At 55.5% G+C, this 23,890-nt stretch carries 30 protein-coding genes and 1 tRNA gene; 5 read left to right on the top strand and 26 right to left on the bottom strand.

Translation table 11 applies throughout. The features are described 5' to 3' along the window. Positions 1–69 precede the first annotated feature (69 nt). The 5 genes from ACYQ8U_RS04630 to ACYQ8U_RS04610 all read left to right on the top strand — a co-directional run bounded on the left by ACYQ8U_RS04630 (position 70) and on the right by ACYQ8U_RS04610 (position 2,994). A complete protein-coding gene (locus tag ACYQ8U_RS04630; RefSeq protein WP_459944346.1) occupies positions 70–573 on the top strand; it encodes a hypothetical protein in 504 nt (167 codons plus the stop codon). A 33-nt stretch (positions 574–606) separates the two neighbouring features. Further along, positions 607–927 carry a hypothetical protein gene (locus tag ACYQ8U_RS04625; RefSeq protein WP_459944345.1) on the top strand — a complete coding sequence of 107 codons (321 nt, stop codon included), beginning with the start codon at positions 607–609 and terminating at the stop codon, positions 925–927. Between the two features lie 24 nt (positions 928–951). Further along, the gene (locus ACYQ8U_RS04620) at positions 952–1,233 is read left to right on the top strand and encodes a hypothetical protein (RefSeq protein ID WP_459944344.1); all 282 of its coding nucleotides are present in this window, start codon (positions 952–954) and stop codon (positions 1,231–1,233) included. A 1,130-nt stretch (positions 1,234–2,363) separates the two neighbouring features. Next, positions 2,364–2,756, top strand: coding sequence for a DUF2784 domain-containing protein (locus ACYQ8U_RS04615; RefSeq protein WP_459944343.1), 393 nt, complete (start codon positions 2,364–2,366; stop codon positions 2,754–2,756). Positions 2,757–2,917: 161 nt separating this feature from the next. Continuing rightward, a tRNA-Arg gene (locus ACYQ8U_RS04610) sits at positions 2,918–2,994 on the top strand. 309 nt (positions 2,995–3,303) lie between these two features. On the opposite strand, the gene ACYQ8U_RS04605 is transcribed toward ACYQ8U_RS04610, so the two are convergent. The 26 genes from ACYQ8U_RS04605 to ACYQ8U_RS04480 form a co-directional block, all read right to left on the bottom strand. Continuing rightward, positions 3,304–4,086, bottom strand: coding sequence for a class I SAM-dependent methyltransferase (locus tag ACYQ8U_RS04605; RefSeq protein ID WP_459944342.1), 783 nt, complete (start codon positions 4,084–4,086; stop codon positions 3,304–3,306). Positions 4,087–4,238: 152 nt separating this feature from the next. After that, positions 4,239–4,529, bottom strand: coding sequence for a DUF2793 domain-containing protein (locus tag ACYQ8U_RS04600; protein WP_459944341.1), 291 nt, complete (start codon positions 4,527–4,529; stop codon positions 4,239–4,241). A 71-nt stretch (positions 4,530–4,600) separates the two neighbouring features. Then, the gene (locus ACYQ8U_RS04595; RefSeq protein WP_459944340.1) at positions 4,601–7,879 is read right to left on the bottom strand and encodes a phage tail protein; all 3,279 of its coding nucleotides are present in this window, start codon (positions 7,877–7,879) and stop codon (positions 4,601–4,603) included. After that, on the bottom strand, positions 7,863–8,060 hold the full coding sequence (locus tag ACYQ8U_RS04590) for a hypothetical protein (protein ID WP_459944339.1): 198 nt from the start codon (positions 8,058–8,060) through the stop codon (positions 7,863–7,865). Before ACYQ8U_RS04590 ends, ACYQ8U_RS04595 begins: the two co-directional genes overlap by 17 nt. Continuing rightward, the gene (locus ACYQ8U_RS04585) at positions 8,060–8,311 is read right to left on the bottom strand and encodes a hypothetical protein (RefSeq protein WP_459944338.1); all 252 of its coding nucleotides are present in this window, start codon (positions 8,309–8,311) and stop codon (positions 8,060–8,062) included. Before ACYQ8U_RS04585 ends, ACYQ8U_RS04590 begins: the two co-directional genes overlap by 1 nt. Continuing rightward, positions 8,311–9,117, bottom strand: coding sequence for a phage BR0599 family protein (locus tag ACYQ8U_RS04580; RefSeq protein WP_459944337.1), 807 nt, complete (start codon positions 9,115–9,117; stop codon positions 8,311–8,313). Before ACYQ8U_RS04580 ends, ACYQ8U_RS04585 begins: the two co-directional genes overlap by 1 nt. Continuing rightward, positions 9,114–10,289 (bottom strand): hypothetical protein, encoded by a 1,176-nt coding sequence (locus ACYQ8U_RS04575; protein WP_459944336.1) that lies wholly within the window; start codon positions 10,287–10,289, stop codon positions 9,114–9,116. Before ACYQ8U_RS04575 ends, ACYQ8U_RS04580 begins: the two co-directional genes overlap by 4 nt. A 2-nt stretch (positions 10,290–10,291) precedes the next feature. Next, entirely contained in the window at positions 10,292–12,643 is a 2,352-nt protein-coding gene (locus tag ACYQ8U_RS04570; RefSeq protein WP_459944335.1) for a phage tail tape measure protein, read from the bottom strand. After that, positions 12,633–12,767: a hypothetical protein gene (locus ACYQ8U_RS04565; RefSeq protein WP_459944334.1), complete on the bottom strand. Its 135-nt coding sequence runs from the start codon at positions 12,765–12,767 to the stop codon at positions 12,633–12,635. The genes ACYQ8U_RS04570 and ACYQ8U_RS04565 overlap by 11 nt, the downstream gene beginning before the upstream one ends. A gap of 56 nt (positions 12,768–12,823) precedes the next feature. Continuing rightward, a complete protein-coding gene (locus ACYQ8U_RS04560) occupies positions 12,824–13,282 on the bottom strand; it encodes a hypothetical protein (RefSeq protein ID WP_459944333.1) in 459 nt (152 codons plus the stop codon). Between the two features lie 8 nt (positions 13,283–13,290). Next, on the bottom strand, positions 13,291–14,259 hold the full coding sequence (locus ACYQ8U_RS04555) for a phage tail tube protein (RefSeq protein ID WP_459944332.1): 969 nt from the start codon (positions 14,257–14,259) through the stop codon (positions 13,291–13,293). Between the two features lie 5 nt (positions 14,260–14,264). After that, positions 14,265–14,681 (bottom strand): Gp37 family protein, encoded by a 417-nt coding sequence (locus tag ACYQ8U_RS04550; protein WP_459944331.1) that lies wholly within the window; start codon positions 14,679–14,681, stop codon positions 14,265–14,267. Continuing rightward, on the bottom strand, positions 14,678–15,109 hold the full coding sequence (locus tag ACYQ8U_RS04545) for a gp436 family protein (RefSeq protein ID WP_459944330.1): 432 nt from the start codon (positions 15,107–15,109) through the stop codon (positions 14,678–14,680). Before ACYQ8U_RS04545 ends, ACYQ8U_RS04550 begins: the two co-directional genes overlap by 4 nt. Positions 15,110–15,112: 3 nt before the next feature. Further along, positions 15,113–15,298 (bottom strand): HI1506-related protein, encoded by a 186-nt coding sequence (locus tag ACYQ8U_RS04540; protein ID WP_459944329.1) that lies wholly within the window; start codon positions 15,296–15,298, stop codon positions 15,113–15,115. An 85-nt stretch (positions 15,299–15,383) separates the two neighbouring features. Beyond that, the gene (locus ACYQ8U_RS04535) at positions 15,384–16,412 is read right to left on the bottom strand and encodes a Mu-like prophage major head subunit gpT family protein (RefSeq protein WP_459944328.1); all 1,029 of its coding nucleotides are present in this window, start codon (positions 16,410–16,412) and stop codon (positions 15,384–15,386) included. A gap of 91 nt (positions 16,413–16,503) precedes the next feature. Further along, positions 16,504–16,911 (bottom strand): hypothetical protein, encoded by a 408-nt coding sequence (locus tag ACYQ8U_RS04530; RefSeq protein WP_459944327.1) that lies wholly within the window; start codon positions 16,909–16,911, stop codon positions 16,504–16,506. A 62-nt stretch (positions 16,912–16,973) separates the two neighbouring features. Continuing rightward, on the bottom strand, positions 16,974–17,954 hold the full coding sequence (locus ACYQ8U_RS04525; protein ID WP_459944326.1) for a phage protease: 981 nt from the start codon (positions 17,952–17,954) through the stop codon (positions 16,974–16,976). Between the two features lie 139 nt (positions 17,955–18,093). After that, on the bottom strand, positions 18,094–18,540 hold the full coding sequence (locus ACYQ8U_RS04520) for a phage virion morphogenesis protein (protein WP_459944325.1): 447 nt from the start codon (positions 18,538–18,540) through the stop codon (positions 18,094–18,096). Continuing rightward, positions 18,537–19,304 carry a phage head morphogenesis protein gene (locus tag ACYQ8U_RS04515; protein WP_459944324.1) on the bottom strand — a complete coding sequence of 256 codons (768 nt, stop codon included), beginning with the start codon at positions 19,302–19,304 and terminating at the stop codon, positions 18,537–18,539. Before ACYQ8U_RS04515 ends, ACYQ8U_RS04520 begins: the two co-directional genes overlap by 4 nt. Then, complete coding sequence (locus ACYQ8U_RS04510) at positions 19,291–20,853, bottom strand: DUF935 domain-containing protein (RefSeq protein ID WP_459944323.1); 1,563 nt, start codon at positions 20,851–20,853, stop codon at positions 19,291–19,293. Before ACYQ8U_RS04510 ends, ACYQ8U_RS04515 begins: the two co-directional genes overlap by 14 nt. Continuing rightward, positions 20,853–22,295 (bottom strand): phage terminase large subunit family protein, encoded by a 1,443-nt coding sequence (locus tag ACYQ8U_RS04505; RefSeq protein ID WP_459944322.1) that lies wholly within the window; start codon positions 22,293–22,295, stop codon positions 20,853–20,855. The genes ACYQ8U_RS04510 and ACYQ8U_RS04505 overlap by 1 nt, the downstream gene beginning before the upstream one ends. Beyond that, complete coding sequence (locus tag ACYQ8U_RS04500; RefSeq protein WP_459944321.1) at positions 22,295–22,885, bottom strand: hypothetical protein; 591 nt, start codon at positions 22,883–22,885, stop codon at positions 22,295–22,297. Before ACYQ8U_RS04500 ends, ACYQ8U_RS04505 begins: the two co-directional genes overlap by 1 nt. Continuing rightward, positions 22,885–23,139: a hypothetical protein gene (locus ACYQ8U_RS04495; RefSeq protein WP_459944320.1), complete on the bottom strand. Its 255-nt coding sequence runs from the start codon at positions 23,137–23,139 to the stop codon at positions 22,885–22,887. The genes ACYQ8U_RS04500 and ACYQ8U_RS04495 overlap by 1 nt, the downstream gene beginning before the upstream one ends. Then, on the bottom strand, positions 23,123–23,485 hold the full coding sequence (locus tag ACYQ8U_RS04490) for a hypothetical protein (RefSeq protein WP_459944319.1): 363 nt from the start codon (positions 23,483–23,485) through the stop codon (positions 23,123–23,125). The genes ACYQ8U_RS04495 and ACYQ8U_RS04490 overlap by 17 nt, the downstream gene beginning before the upstream one ends. After that, complete coding sequence (locus ACYQ8U_RS04485; protein ID WP_459944318.1) at positions 23,485–23,703, bottom strand: TraR/DksA C4-type zinc finger protein; 219 nt, start codon at positions 23,701–23,703, stop codon at positions 23,485–23,487. Before ACYQ8U_RS04485 ends, ACYQ8U_RS04490 begins: the two co-directional genes overlap by 1 nt. Continuing rightward, positions 23,703–23,861, bottom strand: coding sequence for a hypothetical protein (locus tag ACYQ8U_RS04480; protein WP_459944317.1), 159 nt, complete (start codon positions 23,859–23,861; stop codon positions 23,703–23,705). Before ACYQ8U_RS04480 ends, ACYQ8U_RS04485 begins: the two co-directional genes overlap by 1 nt. Between the last annotated feature and the right edge of the window lie 29 nt (positions 23,862–23,890).

The following is a 23,890-nucleotide window of genomic DNA, read 5'->3' as shown; positions in this document are numbered from 1 at the left end:
AAAATGCAAAACATCCCATTGTTAGTGAGATAACTTTTTCCTGGGCTGCGTAGTGCCATAAAACACATTTTGCTGTTAAAGAGGGGCGAATTTTATGCCAAAATTCTGGCCATGTATATTCGAAGAACATCTATCAAAAGCAGGAAGGGTGATCTCGGATTCAATGGACCGCAGACCGCTGCAGCCGTCGGGACGATTATCGGTCGTTGCTGTATGCCCGGTAGTGAACTGGCGACCCACACCTGGCTTCAGGAACGATCAGGCCTCGGCGAGCAGATTGATTACGATTTCAACACTCTCAGTCTATATGGGCTGTACCAGGTTTCCGATCAGCTGTTGAAAAAGAAAGGTGCCATTGAAGAGCATCTTTACGAGAGGCAGCGAAGTCTTTTTGACCTGCAAGAGACCATCACCCTGTACGACCTGACCAATACCTATTTTGAGGGACAGAGCAACGCCAATGGTCTTGCAGCCCGTGGGCACTCCAAGGAAAAACGGACCGATTGCCCCCTGGTTACCCTGGCCCTGGTCCTTGATTCCAGTGGTTTTCCCAGGCGGAGTCATGTCTACTAGGGCAATATCTCTGAACCGGTAACCTTGGCGGAGATGCTTCGAGACCTGGCAGGAGGGCACGCTTTTCTCGCTCAGAAACCGACGGTGGTCATCGATGCCGCTATCGCCACCGAGGACAATGTCGCCTGGCTGCGCCAGCAGCAGTATCCTTATCTCGTCGTGACCAGGAAGAAGCACCGTGAATTTGATGAAGAATCCTCAGTGGTTGTCAAAAAATACAACAAGGTCATGGTGAGAATCGGCCGCCTGAGAAAAAAATATTCCAGGGCGTCGAAGCAGTATACCATCTCCGTCGAGAAAGATGAGACCACCGGCAATGCGACGAAAATCACCTGGCAACAGAAGGCGATGTAAAACACCACCGACAGCTATCCGGGCGTGTATTGCCAGCGGACCAGCCAGGCGGACTGGGATGAATCGTTTCTGTGGAACACCTATACCATGTTGACGGATCTTAAAGCGGTATTCCGGGCACTGAAACCGGAACTTGGTTTGCGTCCGATTCATCACCAAACAACCGACCGGGTTGCCGGATATCTGTTTATTACCGTGCTGGCCTACCATCTGCTGCATACCATACGGTTCAAATTGAAGCAGGAAAAAAAATCCACAACCGTTGGTCAAGTATCCGCAAAATCTTGTCGAATCTGTGTCGCGTGACCGTCTCGATGTTGTGCAAAAACGGCAGCACCGTTCATCTGAGAAAGAGCACGCGACCCTAGCGGAAAGAGCAGGAAATATATTCGGCGCTGGGGATAAAAGCCAGCCCGGCCAAACGATAAAAACGACGATATGACACGAAACCATTTTACGCGCAATAGCCCACGGCTTTGATCGTCGGGAACTGAAGGAGGTCTGCCAAACGTAACGGACGACCGCTGTGCAATATTGTCAAAGATCGTACCCTGAAAAAGCTGTATAGACAGGGCGAATCGACTCTTTTGTCCAAAAAAAGTTGATGTTTACTTGTTCGTCCAAAGGTGAGCGGAAAAGCGGCTTAAAAAATGAGTGCTCGACAAACAAGTCAAACATCGACTATCATTATATGTTAGATTTTTTGGCCGGTAGCGCTCACATTATCATGGCCGTGGCACTGGGGACAGGTTCTAAAGGGTATTTTTTCCGATAACGGTACCGGAGGGAGGCCGTTATTTTTGGCTCTTGGCCAATTAGTCCATCATGACGGGAACACCTGGGAAAATGCCATTTCCATGTAAAATACTCCCTTTGGAGTGGACTTTAGAAAATTACTAACCAAACAATTTATCCATAAAAGGGATTCTGATTACGTATAAAGCTCAGCTACTTTTTTTAGGGGGGTATCACTATATGAGTACCCTACCCTGTTATACTACCTCCATACCATCAAAAAAATGGAGGCAGATATGTCGAAAAACTGGTTCTTCAGGATGAAGCGTAAATTATGTAGGTACGCTTGCTGTGATAGTGACTTTTTGAAAATACAACCACGGTTGCTTTGGTGTTATTCTAGAAAACGCCTTGGGAAATATTCTCTGGTCTTACTCCGGTCGTTTGGTGAAAGAGAAACCCTCTCGATACGGAGAACGGTCCCGTCTGGAAAAGGGGGAGAGATGTGGAGTAAGGACAAGACTATCAAAAAGCGCCAGTAGCAGAGCTGGATAGAGCTACGGACTTCTAATCCATGGGTCACAGGTTCGAATCCTGCCTGGCGTACCAGTAAAAACAGCTTATTTAAAGGTGCAAACCGAATCAGCTGCTCCGTTTCTTCTTCCGAAGAGGCGGAGCAGTCATCTCTGCCGAAAACAGGTATGACTTTCCTCCTCCAGTTTGGTGATCTTTTTTTTCTAGTGTTCCACGCCGTCTTTACCCTGTTCAATGATCTGGGGTGGATCTGGAAAAAAACGCGCAAGCTGAACCTCGTCACATTATTGCTGACCGCAGCGTCCTGGTTAGGTTTAGGTGTTTTTTATGGCATAGGCTACTGTCCGTTCACTGACTGGCATTATCGCATTCTGGACAAACTTGGACATGACCGCTTGCCTTATTCCTATATCCAATACGCCGTCGAACGTCTCACCGGGTTGCATCCCCCATCCGAGCTTACCCAGGTAGTCACCGTTGCCGCTCTCTTGATCGCCTTGATATGCTCTTGCTTTCTCAACTATAGGGATTGGAAAGTAGCACAGGGTCGTATGCGGTGAAGTTTTACAGCCGGGACAAAAACTTTTATACGGCCGATGGTCCTGTCTGGAAAAGCGCCCGAGATCTGGAGTGAGGACAAGAATGAAGTTGCTTTTTGATAAACTTTGAGTATTATGTCGTCGCTGATTGTGCTATGCTTGTACCTTAAAACATCAAAAAAGCGCCAGTAGCTCAGCTGGATAGAGCAACGGACTTCTAATCCGTAGGTCGCAGGTTCGAATCCTGCCTGGCGTACCAATACAAACAAGGACTTGTGGCAATTTTGCCATAAGTCCTTGTTTTGTCTCTGGCCTTGCTTTTTCGAGGTCCATCAGCCGATAGTGTCAAGCCCTGCTGTAAGCTTGCACGTAAACGTAGAATATTTTGCAAGTAAACGCAGAAATATTCAGCAGGTGTTCAGGGGAGGGGATAATCGAGGGGGAAGGCCACAATCACATCGAGATTATTTTGCAGATATTAAATGTTTCAGCGTCCTCATCCCGGATAAATAGGTAATTGTTACTGCCATCCCTCTTCTAAAATCACAGCCTCATCGACGTTGTTCTGTTAATCAGCAACCTTATGGGCAAAATAAACTTTTCGATAATTTGTTGCCAAAGGATGATTGGAGAGAATGGGTGGAAACAAAACATGCTGTTTGACCATGTTAGAATTGAATGAACTCTCGTCAATGATCGTGACGGTGAAACCGTGATTTTCCAGAAAATGGCTAAAATCATCCCCGTAGATACGGAGATGATCCTCTTGGCCAAACGCTTTTTTTCGTCCCTCGGGCGTCATTATACTGTGGTCTTCGAATTTTTGAGACAAATTGTCCTTTTGAGGAACAGTCAGTATCGCCCAGCCCTTATCTGACAGCACTCGCCATATTTGTTTTAGAGCGGCAGAGTCATCAGGTACATGTTCTAGTACGTCGCAAGCGACAATGAGATCAAATGAGCGGTCTGAAACATCACCCATATTACACATGTCTAGAGTTAAATCCACGTCTGATCTATGTAAATCGGCAGTAACATAATGTTTCGCGCCATCTTTAAAAAACTTGGAAAGGCGTTTTTCTGGTGCGAAATGCAGAACTCGTTTCCCTTCTATAAGGGTGCTGATTCCGATATTTGGCACGGTAGAAATCGCTGCGATTAGTAAACGATGGCGGACTTGTGAAAGGCATTTTGGACAGATAGTATAAGGATGCCAATTATCACTGGAGAAAATACGTCCCTTCCAGCCGCAGACATTGCATTGGATGCGGAAGGGGTACTTGTTTAATATCAGTCCTGCCTTTCTCATTAGACTGTGATAATACCGCTTCATCCTCAATGTGCCACTCATGCTTGAAGCCTCCTGGCCGATATACGTTCAAAAGAAATTGATTTGTTTTTATACATCATTTCAATAAGATTAAGTGTGTTGATTATCATACTCTATAAGTATCCGTCCAACACTACACGATTTGGGGATATTTCACCATCCCCGCCCCATCATTAAATAGCCACCCCAGCCGACCAGCCGCCCGCCTTAAACACGCTCATTTTTTCCTCATCTTCGACATAGCAAATCCACCCCAACCGAGGCGTAGCAAAGCGCCAAGCGACATCGACGGTGGAGTACATCGCCACGTCACCCGCAGCCCTGGCTGACCAATCTCCGGTTGGTGCCGCAGCAATGATATAGGTATCGCCATTTGCCGGAATCGCCGGAGGAGTGGCCAGATTGCGATCTTTTACCGACAGGTGCATACCGAAATTGTCTATACGTTTCAGGTTTGCGTCCATGTCGATTTTGTACTCTTCCAGATAGCCCCATGAGCCTACAATACTATTTCGTGGTTCAGTTGTTCCAGCCATTATGCGATTCCCCCGTAAAATTTTCCGTAATTCAGTCCGTAGCCCGGACGATACACAGTATGGTCGTAAGATTGAAAAGAGGACAGACCACCTCTAGTTGACTCTAGCTCTATTCTAACTTTGCTAGATTTTCTATAGTCGCCTGCCCCAACAACAGGTGGGGCTGTTTTGTAGGGATGGTCAACAGCTAGGGTGCTTTGAATCCCCCAACGCCATGCAAGATAGCCTTCCACTCTTTTGAAATCGTCTACTGATAAAGCAGTGGTGAATATTATTTCAGCAATGTTTCCTTGATAATATTCTGTATTTAATATTTTATTTGTCCCTAGAACTACCCTTGTAGTGTTCTTAACAGCATCAGCAAAAATGTTTGAATTGATTAAAGGACCACCTGCTCCGATTCCGCTACTTGCTGTTGGGCAGACAAGATAAACTCCGTTGTTTACATAGTCAGCAGTGGAGTTTGCTTGGCCTGAAGAGTATATTCGCTGATTAGATATACCACCGCTTACTGGTTTACTCCACAGCACAAAAACCGAGCACTGAGTCGTTGCAGGAAATGTTAAGCACATTAAATAATCGCTTGCAAATTTTACAACGTTTTGACCGCCTAAGTTAACGTCCGTGGTTACATACGGTTTTAAGCTGGCAGTCGATTGTAAAAAATGACGGTCATTTCCCGATTTGTCATACCATGTACCTATTGCAGCATTGTCGTCGAATTGATTCGCATCTTTCGCATCAAGCCACGATAGCAAAGAAGAAGGTATTAACGCGGGTGTCCATGACTGAGAACCGGCTCCTGGTAATAGACAGTCATCGGCCTCTGTGTCCCATTGGTAGGAAGCTTCCGCTGTGGTCACTGTCCTTTTCAAGTCGCCAGTTTCATCATAAAGGTTTACAAGATACTCTGTGCCTGCTTCCGGGCCTATGTTCCCATCGGTGAAGTTTATTAGACCCGCTGTCTGTTGGAGCCTATCACGATGTGACCATTCCAACAGTAAACCTGGAAGAAACCCAGTTGTTTCTGGAAAATACACATTATCTACTTGAAAATTACCTGGAGGATACGGACGTATCGCTCTTGTATCCATGGTCACAGTATCAACGAGAGCGTTATCGAGCGGCAACACTCCCGTTGACGATATCGTTTGGAGTTTGATGTCTATGGTGTCAGTATCAACATACTGTTGTTCGTCACTGCCGGAAAACTCATCCCAAAAATATATCCGAGCACCTAACAAATGAGTCGCTGGCACAGTATCGAGCATCCCACGCTTAACTGTAATCGATGTTGCTGACACTGCATCAATTGCGACCAGTTCATCGTCGATCTGTGCCCAGGTGCCGACATTGACAAGATCAATATCAACTGCACTAGATATTGCAATAACCGAGTCCATATGGCCGATGTTGGCGGAGAGCACAGCAGAAGGACAAAAATCGACCGCTCCATATTCCAGGTACCCAGCCCCGCTGTCGGTATATAGCCGTGAGTTAATTGTCGATGAGGAAGGGCGGACAGCAGCAATGCCAACATATCCGGCATCTGGGTAACTGGCTAACTGAGCATCAACCACATCCTGTCCGGAACGCTGGACCAGTTCAAAATAGGGCATCTCGAATGCCAGTCGATTTTCTGCTGCTGCTGGTGCTTCCTTACTGCTCTCCCAGAGTATTTCAGGAGTAACAACAAAAGCAACCTCTGGTAAACTAAAAGTATCTTGAGTACATTCTATTTTGATTTTATTATCCAGTCCATCACCCAGATCAATGCCAGTGATGCGCATGATCATGGAGGCGACACCATAATCCGGCCAGGATAGTTTGAACACATCCCCCTTGTTGAGGGAGGCTGCAACCCTATTGGCGTAAAGGGTGCAGGATGTTCGTGGATAAGACAGGGTCCGCAGGTCACGTGCGGCAACCCTTGTGGCAATCGAGGCGTTGGTGAATCCGGGATAGTCAATCTTGGTTGCAACAACACCACCCTGCACCTGGACCATAGCCAAATCCTGCACGGTGACGGTTTTATCCGTGCCGGTGATGGTGTCCCAATAGCTGACAGTAACCTCGTTGATCAGCTCGGCCACGGTCATTTTGTGAAAATCAGTAATCTGTGGTACATTAGACGGGTTTAATTCAAGTAGGGTTGATTCATCGTAATCGTCACGGATTAACTTCAGTTTGAATTTACCTGTGGTGTTATCAACGGCAATGTCTGCATCGATATGCCTGAGGATCTCCGAGACAAAAGCATCAATGGAGGTCTGCTGGTTCCAGAGTATCGAAATGCCCATGTTCTCGGCATACAGTTTATCAGCAGCATATACGTAGGCAGTTTCGTCTACCTCAAGGGAGCTTATCCCCATACCCCAGTCACTATTTGTCTGGCACTCGCGAATGATGTGCGCCGGGTTCATGTCGTAAATCCCTGTAGCTCCGGGTTGAACCTCGACCTTTACAGACAGCCCTCCCGTGTTGTCAAAATATTGTGCAATATTGTCGCTCGCATACATTTTATAATAGGAAAATCCAGTTAGGAGTTTTTCCCCTTCAGCGGAGGCGGCTGCTTCTGATGCCGCCGCAGTACTGTAAATTCCACTAAAATATACTACGACACTTGGGTCTACTTCACCTTTGTTTATTGTGACAGCGTTCCACCACTGGTTGGTATACTGGTGTGTCCATGCCTGATACCTCAACCCAATCGGTTTACTGATTACTACAACATCGGATGGCTTTAAGCCCGATAAGATCAGCCCATTATTTGGGTTTGTTACATCGAGAGCGGAATCCGCTGTCACTATGTAAGGCTCTCCTCCACTCGGGTAACCAGTCAGTATTGCTGACTTCTCGTCATACCACTGCGCTGCACCGTCCTGAGCTGTATGGATACGTTGTGCCCGGAACATCCACTTCTTGAGGTAGGGGTTCAGCCCCATGTACATTTGACGCAAAACAGCACAGCAGACACCACGAAATGAGGGTAACAGATCCGCGCCTAAAATCCCGGAAAGGTAGTCATTCTGCCCTTGTGAGGGTCCTCCTGGGCACCAGTCAATTGTACCAGAGATTCCTCCTTCACGAGAATCGCCACCGAACATATCGGGTTTGGCAATAGTTAACGGTCCATCAGTGATGGGCACACCCGCCCATGCTTCTTTATCGTCAACGTCGATACGAATGAGTTTATCAACGGGACCATGACAAAGACCAATATGCATCCCGACATAGTAACGATAACCGACAGTTTGTTTTTTACTTGATCCGCCCACGCGCTACCTCCACTGCTTTTTGAGCCATAGCATCACCTGTTTTAAGCAGAGCTTCTGCCGGGATTCCGTTATCGAGAAAGTCTGACCAGAGTAGATCATGGCGAGCAAAAAAGGCCCGTGCGCCCTTGGAGCAGTATTTCAGACTGCGGATGTCTTTTAATGTGACAATGACTTCACTCATTATTTCTTCCCGCCAGATTTTTTAATGGGGACCACCCGGACATCTCCGTACCAGACGACATTCATACCCTCCAGATTGCGCGTGCCGAACAGTACCGGGATAACGCTGCCTTCCTCAGCGGTCGGCACCTCTATCTCTCCGGCTGATGGATTGCTGTTTTCCGGTTTTGGCCGGGTGAGACACGAAATAGCTAGGGACGCGACAAACAGGCCGATGGTTACCCAGGTGCTATAAGCTAAACCGAGAAACATTAGACGATACTCCCGGTAAATGGGTTATCTGTGGGTATCCAGGCAAACGAGCCGTTGTTTGCCTGGTTGTTGAATTTATCTCGGCAGGTAGTCAGGCTATGGTCACAACCGGGATAGAGGTTGATGGTATCCAGTGCAGCGATTAACTTCGTTGGAGTAGCCAGGGTGAGTGTTGCCCCGGAGTGATTGACGATACATCGGTATGCCCCTCCGAGGGTGCCAATCATCCCGGCGATAAAATATCCTGCTGCATATCCGGCGGCATCGGGGACGGTGAGCACGGTCAGTGACCCGTTGATAGCCGCGACCTCGGCCGGGATAGCAAAAGCGGATTTATCGAGCTTGCAGCCCTGGCCGTAAAGCACATGGCGACATTGCCGGGTATATCTACCCCGCAACCCGTTGCGCTTGAGCATGGAATAAATGGATTCACAGGTCAGCTCGCAGGTGCCGCCGTTCCACTTGGCGGCCAGAACGCGGCCCTTCCACAGCACCACCGTTCCCTCCGCCCCGTCATGCTGGCGGAAGATGGTCAGGGTGACGATGTTCTCCGGCGATCCGGTGAGAAACAATTGCGAGATCCCGCAGTTAGTCGGGCAGGAGACGGTAACGTCCGCCTTGGCAATCTCGCCGGTCTGGCTGATGTTCGTGCGGCCGATCGGCAACCGGGTGTAGGTGTCGGCGCCATAAACAACATTTTTCGATACCGACGAGTAAGCCCAGGTGTCGCCACCGTGGACAAATTTATACAACTCAATCGGCCGGCCACCAAAAATCGACAGTTCCAGTTCGCTGTACAGGCTCATTGCGCCACCCCCACCATTTTTGCTTGTACTTCACAGATGCCCGGCCGCTGCCAGGCAAGTTCTATCCGATCGGCGGCAAACCGGTGCAGGCTGAGAAAGGAGATCCGCGCCACCTCGGTAAAGCCGATGGCCGCATCAAGGGTGATGATCTCCTGGCCGACCGGACCTGCTTCGGCGGCGATGATCTCGCGGCAGACCATGCTGTTATCGGCGGCCATGATGGCCACATGCTGCTTGGTCGGCTGGTTCATTCCAAAAAATCTATATCCCGCGTCCTGGACGGTGATCACCGGATCAACGGCGCTGATGATCGAGGGCGAGGGGATCAGATCCGCGCGCCATGACGGCACCCACACCGGCACCAGCCGACCGGCCCGGCGATGCAGCCACCGGCGCAAGGCCCATGCCTGGGCGTATGACGCCGCCCGGAAGCGATGGTCTGTGGTGATAAGCGGGTAGTCGGTCCTGGCGCTGGCTATCCAGTCGCCTGGGCCTGGATCGAGGATCTCGAAAGCCCTGTCGATGGACCGGTCCATGGTCCTGCCGGGCAGCCGCAGGGGATCGGTCAGCACGTCGTGGCCGAGATACTGCATGGCCGAGGGTTCCCCGATCAGGTCGACATTGTCGATACTGGTCAGGGTCAGCGATATGCGGGTCAGGTCGGTGGCGTGGTCGGTCCTGGCGGCAGTGGCGTCCATCCGGGCCAGGCGTAAGGGCGTGACCAGGCTGCCGGGGGCATATTCTTGGGTAGTAGTGGTGCCGGCGGCCAGGGTCAGGCTGTTGTCGGTGACCGCCTGGATATCCACCGCCTCGTAGCTGTCGGATGACGCCCAGAGCAGCACCGGCGCATCCGCCCGAAAATCGCCGTAGCGGGTATCAATTTCAATGACCGAGGCACCGGCGGCAAGGGTGACCTGCAGCGGCTGCTGTTCCGACCAGCACGGCCAGCCCCACAGCTGGTCCTGCCAGCCGGTCAGCGCCAGGTTGATGGCGGCCAGCACGGCCGGGTCCTCGGTCTGGATCTCGGCGGCAAACGACTGGCGCGGAGCCGACCGAAGCCGGATCCGCTGCTCATCACCATCATGCGCCTCGATAATATCGGTCAGCCATTCTAGCGATTCAATTATTTTCTGTTGCGGCCTCCAGGGCCAAATCAGATAGGTATCGGCCATGATCAGCCCCCCACAGCGCGTCTGACAAGAGAAGGATTGCGGGTGATGGTATTCAAAATCATCCGCTCACCGGCCGCGCTGGACATGGCGTTGACGATCGATCCGTTGTCGATGGTATTGACGATCCGGACATTGCCCTGGCCCTGGACCGCGCCGATCAGCTCGCGCAGCAGTTCCTGGGTCTTGTTGTCGGGGGCTCTTTCTGTAGACTGCATCACCGCCTCAACGCCGAGGTTTCCGGTGCTCGTCCTGGTCAAGGGAAAAATTCCTTCCGATTTTCCCGGCACCTCTCCCGCCACGCCAAGACTTGGCACGCCGCCGGCCGCAAAAGCGAAATATGTTGGCCTCGAGACAACCTGGTTACTCAGTGCGGATATCCCTGTGCCTGACGGCACGCCGCCCTGGGCAGCGGCAAAAGCCGACGCAACCGCACCAAAAGCGGAGGTTATCCATGATCCGGTAGATCCTCCAGCAGCTCCGGATGTCCCACCAAATAAACCCTCCAGCATCGGTTCAATCAGTTTTTTCTGAATGATCATCTGCAGGATCATATTGGCAAAGGAATTGGCGATGGCTTTAAAATTGGTATCCGCACCGGTGAGCATATCGGTCAGCGTGCCGGAAAAGGACGAGGCCCAGCCGGTGACGGCAATCTCCATATCGCTCCTGCCGCGTTCCGCCTGCTCCGGGACGCCGTCGAAGAAATCGGCCAGCTCCTTATCAATACCGACGATCGTCTCATCATACTCCTTGCCGAGATCAATCAGCTTCATCCACGGATCGACCGGCACGCTCTTGGCGTTCTGGATGCCGTTGAGGGCCTGGATATGCAGGTTGGTCGCCTGCATCGATTGGCGCAGGGCCTCGGCCCGTTCGGCTTCCTTTTTGGCGATTTCTTCAACAAGTTTTTTCTGTTTGCCCAGCTCCTGGGTGCGTGATTTCTCGTTGCCGGAGATGGCTGCCATCTGCGCATTATACTGCGCCAAGGCCGCCGCCCGTTCTTCATCAGTTTTGGCAAAGGAAATAACCGAGTCGTACTCTTTTTGTATCCGCTGCTTCTGGGTCTCGATATATTTCTGCAGGGCTATGCGGCCCTTGTTGTAGGCTACGGTCTCGGCGTTGGTGGTGGTCACCGCAGCAGACTCGCCCGCAGCTGTCCCGGTACCGCCCGCCGCTCGCGCCAGCTCACTTTTTGCCGCAGTCACCTGCTTGAATTCCTGCTCCTGCTGCCGCAGTAAAGCTATCTCCTCGGTGATTTCCTTCAGCCTTTGCTTCTGCTCAGTAGATAAATCGAGGTTGCCATGCGACGAGGAGGCAATCTTTTTCTGTTCTTCCTGCAATTGCAGGATCTCAACGCCGATATCATGCAGCCCCTTGCGGTCATCACCCAGCCAGGCGGACAGTTCTTTGGCATCCATGGCGGCGAACTGCAGCAGGGTCATGCGCCCGGAACCGACAGCGGCCCAGCCGGACAACGACTGGACGATGTTGGCAAAGGGTGCGGCCAGTGCCTCCGCCTCGCCGCGTACCTCGACCAGCAGCCTGGCGGCCTGTTCCATTACCGCCGTGAATGCCGGGGCAAACTCAGCCGCCACCTTCTTTTTTAGTCCGCCGAAGGCTGCCGTCGTGTCATCGGTGGCGTCCTTTGCATCGAGCAGTTTCTGCTCATCGATTTCGCTGAGCGACACCCCAAACTCCCTGGCCCGATCGGCGTTCTTTTTCAGTTCCTTGCCGTTATTGGCCAGGATCGGAATCAGCTTCGAGGCATCGTTGCCGATTGCCTCCAGGTAAAAGACCTGTTCGGCCGCCGAGATATTGGCGTCATCCATGGCCTTCTTGACGGCCACCAGTACCTCAGGGCCGCTGAGTTGCTGCAGGGCCTCGGCGGTCAGGCCGACTTTCGGGGCAACATTTTCAAAGAAATCGGCAAACTCACCGCCGCCGGTGGCGACAAAATCACCGAGCTTATCCTGCACATCCTTGGAGATATCCGCCAGCTGCTCGGCATTGATGCCGACTTTCTCTGTGGCGAAGGCATAGGCGGCAAAGTCCTGACTGCCCATCTTCGCCAGCCTGGAGAGGTTTTCCAGCTCGCGCTGCTCATTGGCCGAGGACACCACCAGCGCCGACACCCCGGTAGCGGCAGCGGTCACCACGGCAGCAAATACCCCGACACCGGCGGCAGCAGTGGAAAATCCGCCACTGAGCATATCCCCGCTGGTCTTGCCTTTTTTCCCCAGCGCATCGGTCTCGGACGAAACCTGGCCTATTTCTTTCTCCAGCTTCTTCAGCTCGGCGTCGGCCTGGTTCTTCGCCTCAATCAGCAGGCGCAGCTTCATATCCTTATCGGCCATCGGTCAGTTCCTCAATGGTGCTCGGGTCGCAGTTGGCGCAGTCATCTTCACCCAGCTCGCGGCAGGTTTGGCAATAGCGGTTTTCCGGGGTCTCTTTGACGCCGTAGCCGAGAAAGGCCAGCACCGCTTCCCGGTAGAGCTGGTCGCGGTACTTGTATTTAAGCCAGGGCTGGACATCGTTTAATCCGTAGCCCCAGAGGATGTCGGCCCGCTTGGTGATGTCTCCACCGGCGAGGACGATGACGAGCTGTTCGATCCAGTCGCCGTCGCTTTCGTCCCGGCGGCTATCATGCGTAACACCCCGCCCAGCCGGCCGATCATCTCGGCCAAAGTGGTGGCCGGGGTTAAGACGAAAAAATCATCGATCACCCTCCCGGCGGTCGCGATGTCCAGATGCTCGGTAAACTCCTTGGCCATGGCCGCGACATCCTTGTCCTGGTGCTCAACCCCTTCCGGCTGCAGCACCGCCGCCGCGCAGTGCGGCAGACGATCGCCGAGGATCCCGGCAATGTTGCCAAGCCTCGCCCCGGCAGGAATCTCCACCCCGCCGATCGCCTCAGTCAACTGGCGGATCTGGCCGAGAACCATGATGCGCTGCGTGTATACCTTGCCACCAATAGTGTATTTTTTGATAGTCATCAGCTCGCTCATCCTATGACTGCCGTGGTATTGAGCAGGGTGATCTGCAGGGCGGATGCCTGGGCGCTGTTGCCGTAGTAGCCGACAAAGGGCAGCTCGGCGACGATGCCTTTCGGACCGCTGATCGGCGGGGCCTGCGGGGTAAAGGTCAATTCCGGGATAAAGAATTCCAGCGACTCATTGCCGGCCGTGCCGAGGCCGGTACCGAGGTTGAATTTTATCTTCAGGCTCGATTCCGTGTTGCCGATCGCCTTGTTGTAGAGGGCCAGGTCGGTAAAACGGGCCTTGACCGTGCCGGTCACCGCCACGGTGCCCTCGGGGATGTCCGCCCGCTTGCCGGCGCCGGCGAGCAGGTACTGATCGCCGTCCAGATCATTGGCAAAAGAAATGTCAACCCCGGTGAGATTAGCAATGGGCGCGCCGCCTTCTTCGATGGTGCCGATGGCGAAGCCATCAAAGGGGGCATAGGTCAGATCGGTCGGGGTGACGTCAAAGGATGCCGCACCGACCACCTCTTCCGCACCCATCAGGGAAAAGGTCATCTTCTGAAAACCGGACGGGGAAAAACTCACCGAGCAGCCGCCGACCTTGACGCCGCGATACTTAAAATACTGGCTGATATCGGTAAAGCCCTTTTCGACCATAAACGATGGCAGACTATCGCCGACCTTGAACACATGGGTGTATGGGGCCTCTGCGCCGGTGGTGGTCACCGAACCGAGCAGACCAAGTAGCAGCAGCCCGTTATAGGCCTGCATGTTGGCGACCAGGTCGCCGCTGATATCATCCTGCCCACGGGCCGCCTTGGTCGGGTTGCGGTTGCCGCGCAAGGTGTCATCCTGCTCCTGGCCGCGTTTTAAGGCCAGCGAACAGCTCGAATAATAGAGCAGCTGCGTTGACGGGGCTACCGGATCGACGCCGAACGTTGCCTCTTTTTGAATTGTTACCTGGCTGCGAGAGCCTTTAGCCTGTGCCATCTTGTTTACTCCTCCGTATCAATGACGAAATCGACGCCGTAAACGAGCACGCCGTTTTTACTTTTTAAAAACTCATCGGCCAGGGGCCAGAGATGGCCGTCATCCACGACAAACCCGGCCAGACAGGACCGGACCGCATCAATGAGCACCATGGCGTCCTCGTTGGTATCGGCCGCACTGCGCCGCCCGGAGACGGCAATCAGCACCGTCCAGATCCGCCGGGCCGGGATAGGCTGCACCGGACCGCCCAGGGTTTCCTGCTCGCCAAAGGCCGCACCGGCATAGAGCAGATGCAGGGCCGGGCGGGGCGAGGTATCGCGCAGCAGCGCGTCGAGATCCCCAGCGAAGGCTTCCACCGTGCGCGGGCCGGACAGCGTCTGCAGCTGGGTAAGAATTGCATCTTGCGTATCGAGCAGGCTCATAAACCACCCATCCGGCTACGGGTAAACAGCCGCTCGTTGGCGGTGAAGCTTGCCCCGCCTCCAGTGGCGGTTGCCGTGGTCGCTTCGGCCACGCCGGGCAGACTGGCCTTATTGGCGGCTATTTCCGAGAGCAGCAGCCGGGCGTTTTTCGCCGCGCGGATAACCGCCTCCGGAGTGTCCAGGTCGGGCCGCCTGGCATAAAGTATTTCAATGGCCAGATCAAGGGACAGCCGCTGCAGCAGGGCCGGGACCGGAGCGACCGGTACCGGATAGCGCCCGCCGATCTTGCTGTCAATCTCGGTGTCGGCATCGGTAATGGCCCGATCGACCACCCCGGCATCCACCACGCCGAGCCCGCCATCGTCGGTCAGATCGATGACGGTCTGTTCCGGCAGGCGGTCTTTTAAGGCTGTGAGGTCGCTGTACATCGGTTAAGCCTTTGGTTGAGTTTTGCCCTTGCCGGTCTCTTCGGTAACCACCACGGTGAGCATGGTCTCCGCCTGCAGGATGGCCAGCTGCTCTTTACTGAACCGGCGGTTTGGGTACGACGTTGCCTTTGCCGCATGGGCAATGCCGCAGCGCCGGAAGCCGTCTTTTTTGCTGGTTATAACTATCATTTAATACCTCGTTAATGGTCCTTTACAGGGGGACAAAATCAAAGCTGATCTTGTCCCCCTTGGGTCACGGTCTACGGTTTATCCCTTACGCCAACCAGGGCACCTCAAGCAACTCGACCCGGTTGAAGTTGATGTTCGACTCACCGCCGTTGATCAGCTGCGCCTGGACGATTTTTCTCGCCGCGCTGGCATTGGACGAACCGACCACCAGCAGGTTGGGCTTGATACCGAGGGGCGCGCCGCCGTTCTTGGTAAAGGCGCTCATGGCGTCATAAGCCAGCTCGAAGTTGACGTCGGTCAAGGCGAGCTGCGAACCGAAGGCCATCTGCCAGAAGCCGAAACCGGCGTTTTTCCGGTCATCGACGCCATAGACCAGCTCGTCCTTGGTGAAGACGTTGTCGTCTTCCGGACGGTCCTTCTTGACGAACTGCGGACGCTTGCGCATCTGCAGGATAAGCGGTTTGAGCGCCCGCCTGGTGTCGAGCAGGAACCACGGCGCCAGGGCCCCGGCCTGCACATTGACCACCGACTGGGTAACCCCGGCGGCATCGATCACCGGATGATCGATATCAAAGAAGAACTGGCCGTCAAAGCATGGCGTGGTAAAGCCGGACGCCAGCAGGGAAAAGACCAGCTCGTCCGGATGCTCGTTTGCCGACTGGCCGAGCATTTCCATCATCGGGGCAAAGACGCCGTATTGATCGTCTTCTACCTTGTCCCTGGGGACACCGACGGTCAACTCGAACTTGCGGTTGCGGATGCTGTAATTCGACATGGCCAGGTTGTTGATATGCCGATCGCCGAGCCATTCGCGCATGCCGGGGATAGCGCCCAGCCAGCCGTAATCCTCGGTCCCGGTGGTCGACGGCACCATGGTGGCCACCTTGTCCCACATCGGCTTGACTCCATCAAACCCCCGCTGAAATGCAGAGTTGAAGGCGCGGAACAAAATGGCCAGATTGCTGCTGTTGATGATCATGCCCCCGACACCGACCAACGCCAGGGCGGCAGGGTCAAACTCTTGTGCTCCAGCCTCAAGGCCGAGCAGTGGTATGGCCAAGATGGAAAAAACAAACATCCCCAGCCATACTGCTATAGTGGATCTGATTTTCATTTTGTTACTCCTCGTTAATAAGTGATTGAACGGGCGGGTCCAAGACTCGCCCCTTCCTGGGTGGATCGGCTACCGTGGCCGACGATACTGTTTAGCGGAAGTCGACCCAGACCCCGCCGGCATCGACATCAAAGACCACGCCGGCAACCGATTTCGTCGCGCCGCCGTCCGTTGCCGCCACGGTCTGGTCATCGGTAATGAAACAGTTGGCGCCGATGCTCGCCACGGTGACGGCGTCAAGCGGGTCATTGTCGAAAAGAAAGACCCCCTTTTCGATATCCGCAGCCTGATCCCCGGCGAGGCCGAGGGAGTTGTCAACGGTTTCCCTGGCCCTGCCGAGCCCGACCAGGCCGACGGCGGTAGCGCCGGGAGTGGCGTTGCCCAGGGCGTCTCTGGCGACCAGAGACCCGGCATATACCAGTACCGCCGCGGCCATGGCCAGGACGATGGTATCGCCGGACCGGGCTTTCGTGTTACGTTCTGCTGCTAATGCGGCCATGTCTTACTCTCCTTGTGTTGTCTTGGTGGTTGAAATCGCCTCTCCGGCCTTGAGATACTCTTCTATTTGGCCTTCAAATACTCTTCTTCGGTAATCCCCAGATTGTCACAGACCTCTTTTTCCTGGGCGTTCAGCGCCTTGGACTTGTCGCCTGGTTCCTTCTTGTCCAGCCCGGACGCATCACCGATCACCGGCGCGGCCGCACAATAGGCAGTGAACCGTTCCAGTCCGCCTTCCTGCCGACACTGGGCCTGGTGATACTCTTTCGTGGCCGGGGTGATCTTGCCGTCTTTCAGCGCCTGATCGATGGCACTGTTGACCGATTTCTCCAGTTCGGTCTTCTTCAACTCGGCCAGCTGCTGCTCGGCGTTGCTCGCCTTACCGACCGCTGCTTCGTAGTCGGCCCGAGGGACGAATTTTTCCAGGCTGGGATTGTTCGCCCGGTTGGCTGCGGTCTCCAGGTTGGTCTTCAGCTCCTGGATCTTGGCCAGCGCCTCGGCCTCGGTGGCGTCTTCCGATAGCGCCAATGCTGCCAGCAGTGCTTTTAACATACTGTCCTCCTTGGTGGGCGGTCCGCCCCCCTGTTGTTGATTGAGTGCCGACAACTTGAAATTCGGCTGGTTGGTCACCGCGACCGAAGTTATGCCGACAATAATGCCGCTGTCCTGTTGGTAGAGGATAACCGGGCTGGTATATCGATAGGCCCGCTCATCCACCATCTGCCTGCCTGCGGCAGTCCACTCCGCCCGGCCCCATATCTCGCCGTTGCGGTTCTGCAGTTCTTTCACCCAGCCGATCGCCGGGGCGGGTTCGCCTTTCGGTCCCTTGTGCTCTGTCGAGTGCTCGATGTCGATAGGCAGATCCATGGCCCGATCGACAAAGGTCTGCAGCACCATATCCGGCCGACTGTTGTTCCACGCCCGGCCGTCCCGACCCGAGACCGGCCCGGCCGGTATGAGCTGGATCCACTCCGGAGCACCGCTTCCCTCGGGGGAAATTTCCGTGCTGTTGATCGCGGTCGATGTGCGGTATTTTTTATTCATGCCGTTTTCTCCCCCCTCGCGTAACTCGAAACCATCTTCAAAACCCGTTTAATTTCTTCTATATCGATTGCGCACCCTGTCGTGCGTCCGTTGAGTCGCCTTTTTCTCTGAAATGTCGTTACAGGCCATTTTAGAGCGTTTACCTGAGTGCATGGCGAATATGCTGCCGCAAGATGTCCAGTGTCTCTTCCGCCTCCCCCGAACCAAATACCAGATACGGCCTGGCCGGGATCGTCACCTTCTTTCCGCGTCCCGCCTTGCCGCCCAGCTGCTGGATGGCTGCGTACACTTTATTGCTGCCGATTGCCGCGCTGCTGTCGGTGGCCTGGGTGGTTATACTGGCGGCCAGTCCACCCGACACCTGCAGTATTCGTCCCGGCCAGGTCTTTTGGCGCGTGCGCCGGGCGATGGTCGCCGGGGCCAGCGCCTGCCATTGCGGCTTGCCTTCGGCGGCGAACTGATCCTCGGCAGCATCGGCCAGCACGCCGGTAATCTCCCGCATGACCGCCCTTGGCTTGTCGAGCAGCGCAGCCATCTGATCCAGCGCGCCGTACACCTGATCGTCGTCAATGAGCACGCTGATCATGGCATGGTCCCCTCGACATATGCCCGGCCAGGGTTGTAACTCCAGCCGACATCCGGCGCCATGGTCACCACCTGGCCGCCGATCGAGCCGCTGAACACCGACACCGGCTTCATCTCTCCGGTCTTCTTACTGACCAGCCGGTCCTCGGTGAAGATCTTGCCCTCACTGGTTGAGACTGTAGCACCCATCTTGTCGAGCTTGACCTGTGACAGGGTCCGCACCCGGCAGCGGCAGCGCCAGCCGTTCGGCGGATAGTGCGATTGCCAGAAGGGATCGTCGGAGCGAAACACAGCCCCGTTCAGCCGGGCATGGTCCGGTCTGGTGCGGCTGTCCATCACCGCCACATACATCCAGTAGGGCCGCTCCTCGGCCAGTTCCATCTGCTCTTGATACCTACCGGCCATATAAGCGGTCTGCATGTTCACCTCGTAGATGGTCCGCAGCCGCCACGGGCTGCCCAGCTGCACGGTCTTGCCGTCCTCGACCTCCATCAGTCCCCACCAGCCTTTACTTTTTAACAGCGGGATAAGTTCTCGGGCAAACTGCTGGTAGGTCGTGCCGTCGGCCAGGGCCGTATCGACGGCGGTGCGGATATCCTCTAAAATATCCTGCCGCATCACCTTGGCGACGGTAAAGGCCCTGGCATGCGCCCGTTCCCAGACGTCCTGCCAGTCCCAACCGATGGCGTAGCCCTTGGCCCGGAAATAGGCAATAGCCTTCTCCGGCGGCAGGCCGAAGGCAAAGACCAGGTCAATCGGTTCCATTGATCCGTCCCCAGGTCTCGGCCAGAAACAGCACCCTGGCCAGGGTTTCTTCCATGGTCCGGCTGTCCATTGCCGGTTCCTCTTGTGCCAGCCAGGCCTGCAACTCTTGATAGCCGGAGCCGTCAAGCACCTGCTGCAGCAGCGGAGCCAGCAGGCCGTCAAGCGTGGTCTGCAGTTTCTCGTCGGTGATCGAATTGCCCAGACCATCGATTGCCAGCTGTTCATCCAGCTCGGTTCGTGTCGCGTTCAACGCCCGTTGTGGTGATGGGGCAGGTGGCATAGCCCCGGTCATTTGATTTGGCGGCTGCAGCAGATCCTCGGTCTTCGCCTGCAGGTCCGGATCCGGCAAGCCCAGCTTATCGCGGACCACCGACTGCTCAACCTTCAGGCCGAGCGGCACCAGTTTCTCCAGGGCGGTGGTGAGCAGCGTCAGATCGTCATTCTCGATCGCCCGCAGGAGCAGCTGCGGATAGTTCTCCTGCGGTCCGAAATTGAGATCGATAAACGGTATAATCAGATCACGGTTGATCGTCTCGGCCAGCTGTACCGCGTCGTCGTCGCGGATATCGTCCCTGACCTGCGACTGCGCCTCATCGCCGCCGAGCTTGCCCGGCGTGCCCTGGGTGGTCGCGGTCTGACCGAGGATGCCCCTGCTGATCTGCGCGTCCAGCCAGTCGGCTAGGCGCATGAACAGGGTATCGCCGCCGGTCGATTTGCCGCCCTCGACGAATTCGATCATCATCGACTCGGGGATCACCGCCGCCGCGTCCGACCCGAGGTTGGCCACCGCCATCTTCAAGATCTTGATATCTTCCTGCTGCGCCCCGGAGGGATATCTACCAAGGCGCAGCGGCATGCCGAACACCTCGGCGAAGGCCAGCCAGTCTTTGATCATGTAGTTCTTGCACAGGTACGACCAGGCGGCCACCCTGGCGATACCGCCACGGATCGGCAGGCCGGTCTTCAGGTGCGGCAGATGGACGATAAACTTGTACGGTTTCAGCTCGATACCTTCAGCCATATTCTGCTCATCGAGCAGGCGGATCTTGCGCCGCGACTCCCGGTCAAAGACAAAGAAACGGGGATCTCGCCACTGATAGGCGACCGGCTGCCACTTGGCGCCACGCTGCCAGATGATCTCGGAGACCGAATACCCTTTACCGAGTGCATCGAGCAGATCCTTGAGCAGTCCGCGAAAGCCCGGCCGTCTGACCAGTGATCGAACCTCATCGGCCAGCTGCACATCATGATCCTCATCGGTGGCCGCTTCGACCACCACCGGCAACGAGGCCACCGCCAGCCTCCGCTTGCCGATCTCACAGCGATAATGCAGGTCGCGCTCTTCCATCTCCTCGGCCAGGGTCAGGTAATCGCCCGCGTCGCCTTGCGCCGCGCCCTGGAGCAGGGCGGCCAGCCGGTACGGGGTCAGCCCGCCGGTCACCGCATTGTCCCAGACCGTCCGGATACCGGACAGGGTAGGGGCGGCCAGCTCTTTATCCAGCTGCTTGCTTTGCACTGGGTTGCCCCGATAATCGTAAAGAGTCACCATTACATCGCCCCTCTGATCGCCCCGAATCCGGCGGTTATTTTGATCTGCCTGCTGTCGTCATCGTCTTTTGCCTCGCGTTTGGTCACTGACTGATAACCGTATTCGACCCCCGGCGAAGAGGCAGCATGCAGCGCCAGCGCCACCGCCCAGAACCTGTCGGCATGACCACCAGGGCCACGATCCGCGGCAAAGCGAATGTTGCCGGCGGCGGTGACGGTTTTCTTGATTGCCCTCAGATCCGCCCGGACCTCGTCATCTTTCGGGATCCGGATCGACTTATCTTCAAACGCTGCGCGCAGTGGAAATGCCATCGCCTCCTTGACCGGACCGGTGAAGGTGACCGCCTCGACGAGATAGCTGCCGAATTTTTCCTGTGCCCGTTCGGCCAGCTGCATGCCCAACCCCGTAGCATCCAGGCAGGCCCGACGTAATCCCGGCAGTTGTAATAAGGCATAAAGCACCGCTTCCTGTTCGCTGAATTTTTTGTTCTGCAGCGTGGTGATTTTTCTGGTGAACATCATGCCCGACACCCGTTCCAGCAGCCAGAAGACCGTCAGATCGTTGACCCGGCCGACATCCATGCCAAGATACAGTTCCTTGCCCTGGGTCGACCCGTCCAGCTCCCAGGCCTCCGTTGCCCGGTATTCACACCCGCCAATCAGGTCATAGGACAAAAAAGCCCCGGTATCATCGGCCGGGATGCAGCAAAACTCCTGGAGGAACTGTTCCTCGGAGGCGCAACCCGCACGGATGAAATCAAAATATTCCGCCTCGTCCATCACCTGCCGTTCGTCGTCTTTCGGCAGGGCCTGCTGCAGCTTGTACAAAAAGCCCTGCTCCAGTGCGTTCTGCAGGGTGACCGTATGCAGCGAGAAGCCTTTCGGGTTGCCCCGGTGTTTGATGTCCTCGACCAGCTCGTTGAAATAGTTGTCGCTGCCACGATGGGTGGAGACGATCTCCAGCTGCCCGCCCCAGGTGATACCGGGATAGGCAATGGAATAGAGTTTGCGCGGATCCGGATGCAGGGCGAACTCATCAAGCACCCGCCCGCCGCGCTTACCGGCCTGGGCATCCGGGTTGCTGCTCATCGAGTGGATCCGCTTGCCGTTGTCGAAATGCAGGACCAGGGCGGAGAGTTTTCTTTCCTGATCGATGACCACCATGCCGAGATCCTTGGCCGCCGCATCGAGCAGTCCGGCAAAACGTTTACAGTCTTCCAGGAACAAGCGGGCCTGGATCTCATCCCGTGACGAGACCCATTGATCGTTCTTCGCTTCTTTCGGGGCGGTCCGTTCGACACAACCAAAGGCGGTCGACCAGGACAAACCGATCTGCCGGCCTTTCTCCATCAGCTTCAGGCGGCTGCGATCGTCGACCCATGCCTGTTGGTAGGGCATGAAAATCTTGTGTGCATCCTGCGGTATGATTTTCGCGTTACCCATCAGAGACCGAACTGCTCCCGCAGTGCTTTGATTGTGGCGCTATCCAGCTGCCGGTTATCCTTGTCTTCACCTTCGCCCGCTTTGGCTTGGAGTTTTTCCAGCAAGGCCAGCGATGACTGCACATCCTTGATACTGTTGACCGTGACCCCTCCGGGGGCGCTGAGCATCAGACCGATCTTGCGCTGTATCGCCTCGGACAGGGCGGCCGGCAGATCGGTAACGACCTCGCCATGGACCGGATCCGTTTTTACCGTCGCCTGCTGGTTGCGCTCTCGGGCCTCCTCATCGATAGCCTTGCTCGAACTGACCAGGGCAGAAAAGGCATAGGCCTTCTGGGCGTCCTCGGTGTTGATCACCGATTCAATCAACTTGGCCTTGGCCAGCATCACCCCGCGCCGTACCGAGGTCTGCGCCTGACGGTATTCGCGCCGGCGTTCCGACCAGGTGGGGACGCTGTCCAAACCCCAGCGTTTCAACTGGGAGATGGAGACGCCGGAGGTTTCAGCCACCTGCTCGTAGGTGCGGCCGTCTATTATATAGAGCTCCTCGGCCGACTCGCGGACCTCCCAGCTATACGCCTCGGGACTCATCAGGCAAGGGCCTTCTTCATTGCCTCGATATCCGCCCGAAGGCCAAGATACTCGGCATGTTTGGCGGCCAGTTCAACCGCCTGCACCGCTGCCTGCTGCGCCTGCAGATCGGCCACCTCGACAAAGGGCGGCAGCAGCATGCGCACCGAAGCGACATCGCCCTGGATAGACAGCTCCAGGTTGCGGCAGTCGGCTTCCTTCACGGCCAGGCGGCCGCGTATGGTCAACCTTTCGGTATCAAATCCCAGAGCCATCGGAGTTGCTCCTTTCCCTTACGATCGGGCAAAAATGATTGTTATTGATTTTTTCCACCAGCCTGGTCAGCGTCGATGTCGACAGATGGATCACCGTCTGCAGGCCGTCTGCCGTCTTCTGCGACTGCTCGGCGACCACCACGTTGTTTTTGTACATCTGGGCCATGGCCTCGAAGCGCTCCCGGTCGGCGGCCTCCCGCCGGCGGATCTCCTCGCGCAGCAAAAACAGCGCAACAAAAATCAGTATCGGCGGCATCATCAGGGCAACAAGCAGATAACCGAACTCCGAGCCGTCCATTGACTTAATAACCATGGCCATTCCGGCCCAGATGTTGCCTGTCTCCACTAGCCCCTCCTGTTATCCGCTTCAAACATTTCCGCACAGGTAATACACCTGATGCAGCCCGGCCTCGCCTTGCGCCTGGCCTCGGGGATGGCGTCCCCGCAGTCCAGACAGTGTGTTCTGGTTACCTCGCTTCGCGCCGACCTGCGCGCCTGGTCGGCTAACGCCTGCTGTCGATACCTGGCGTCCAACTCCTGGGCCCGGTCGAACTGATCGGCCATTATTTACCCGTTAACTTTTCGATCTTGTGGCCGACGCCGACCAGTGCCAGTGCCGCAACAACCTGCTGAATGCCGCCGGCAACATCACCCTGGGTAATGCTGACCACCCCTAAGCCTGCCATGCAGGCCGCCGCCAGCCATGTTTTCCAACCTGTCATTGATCTCCTCCTTGTTGGTTATGATTCAT

It is taken from the genome of Desulfocastanea catecholica (genome assembly GCF_054657295.1).
Note: the sequence above shows the minus strand (reverse complement) of the source record. Positions and strands in the feature narration are given on the sequence as shown.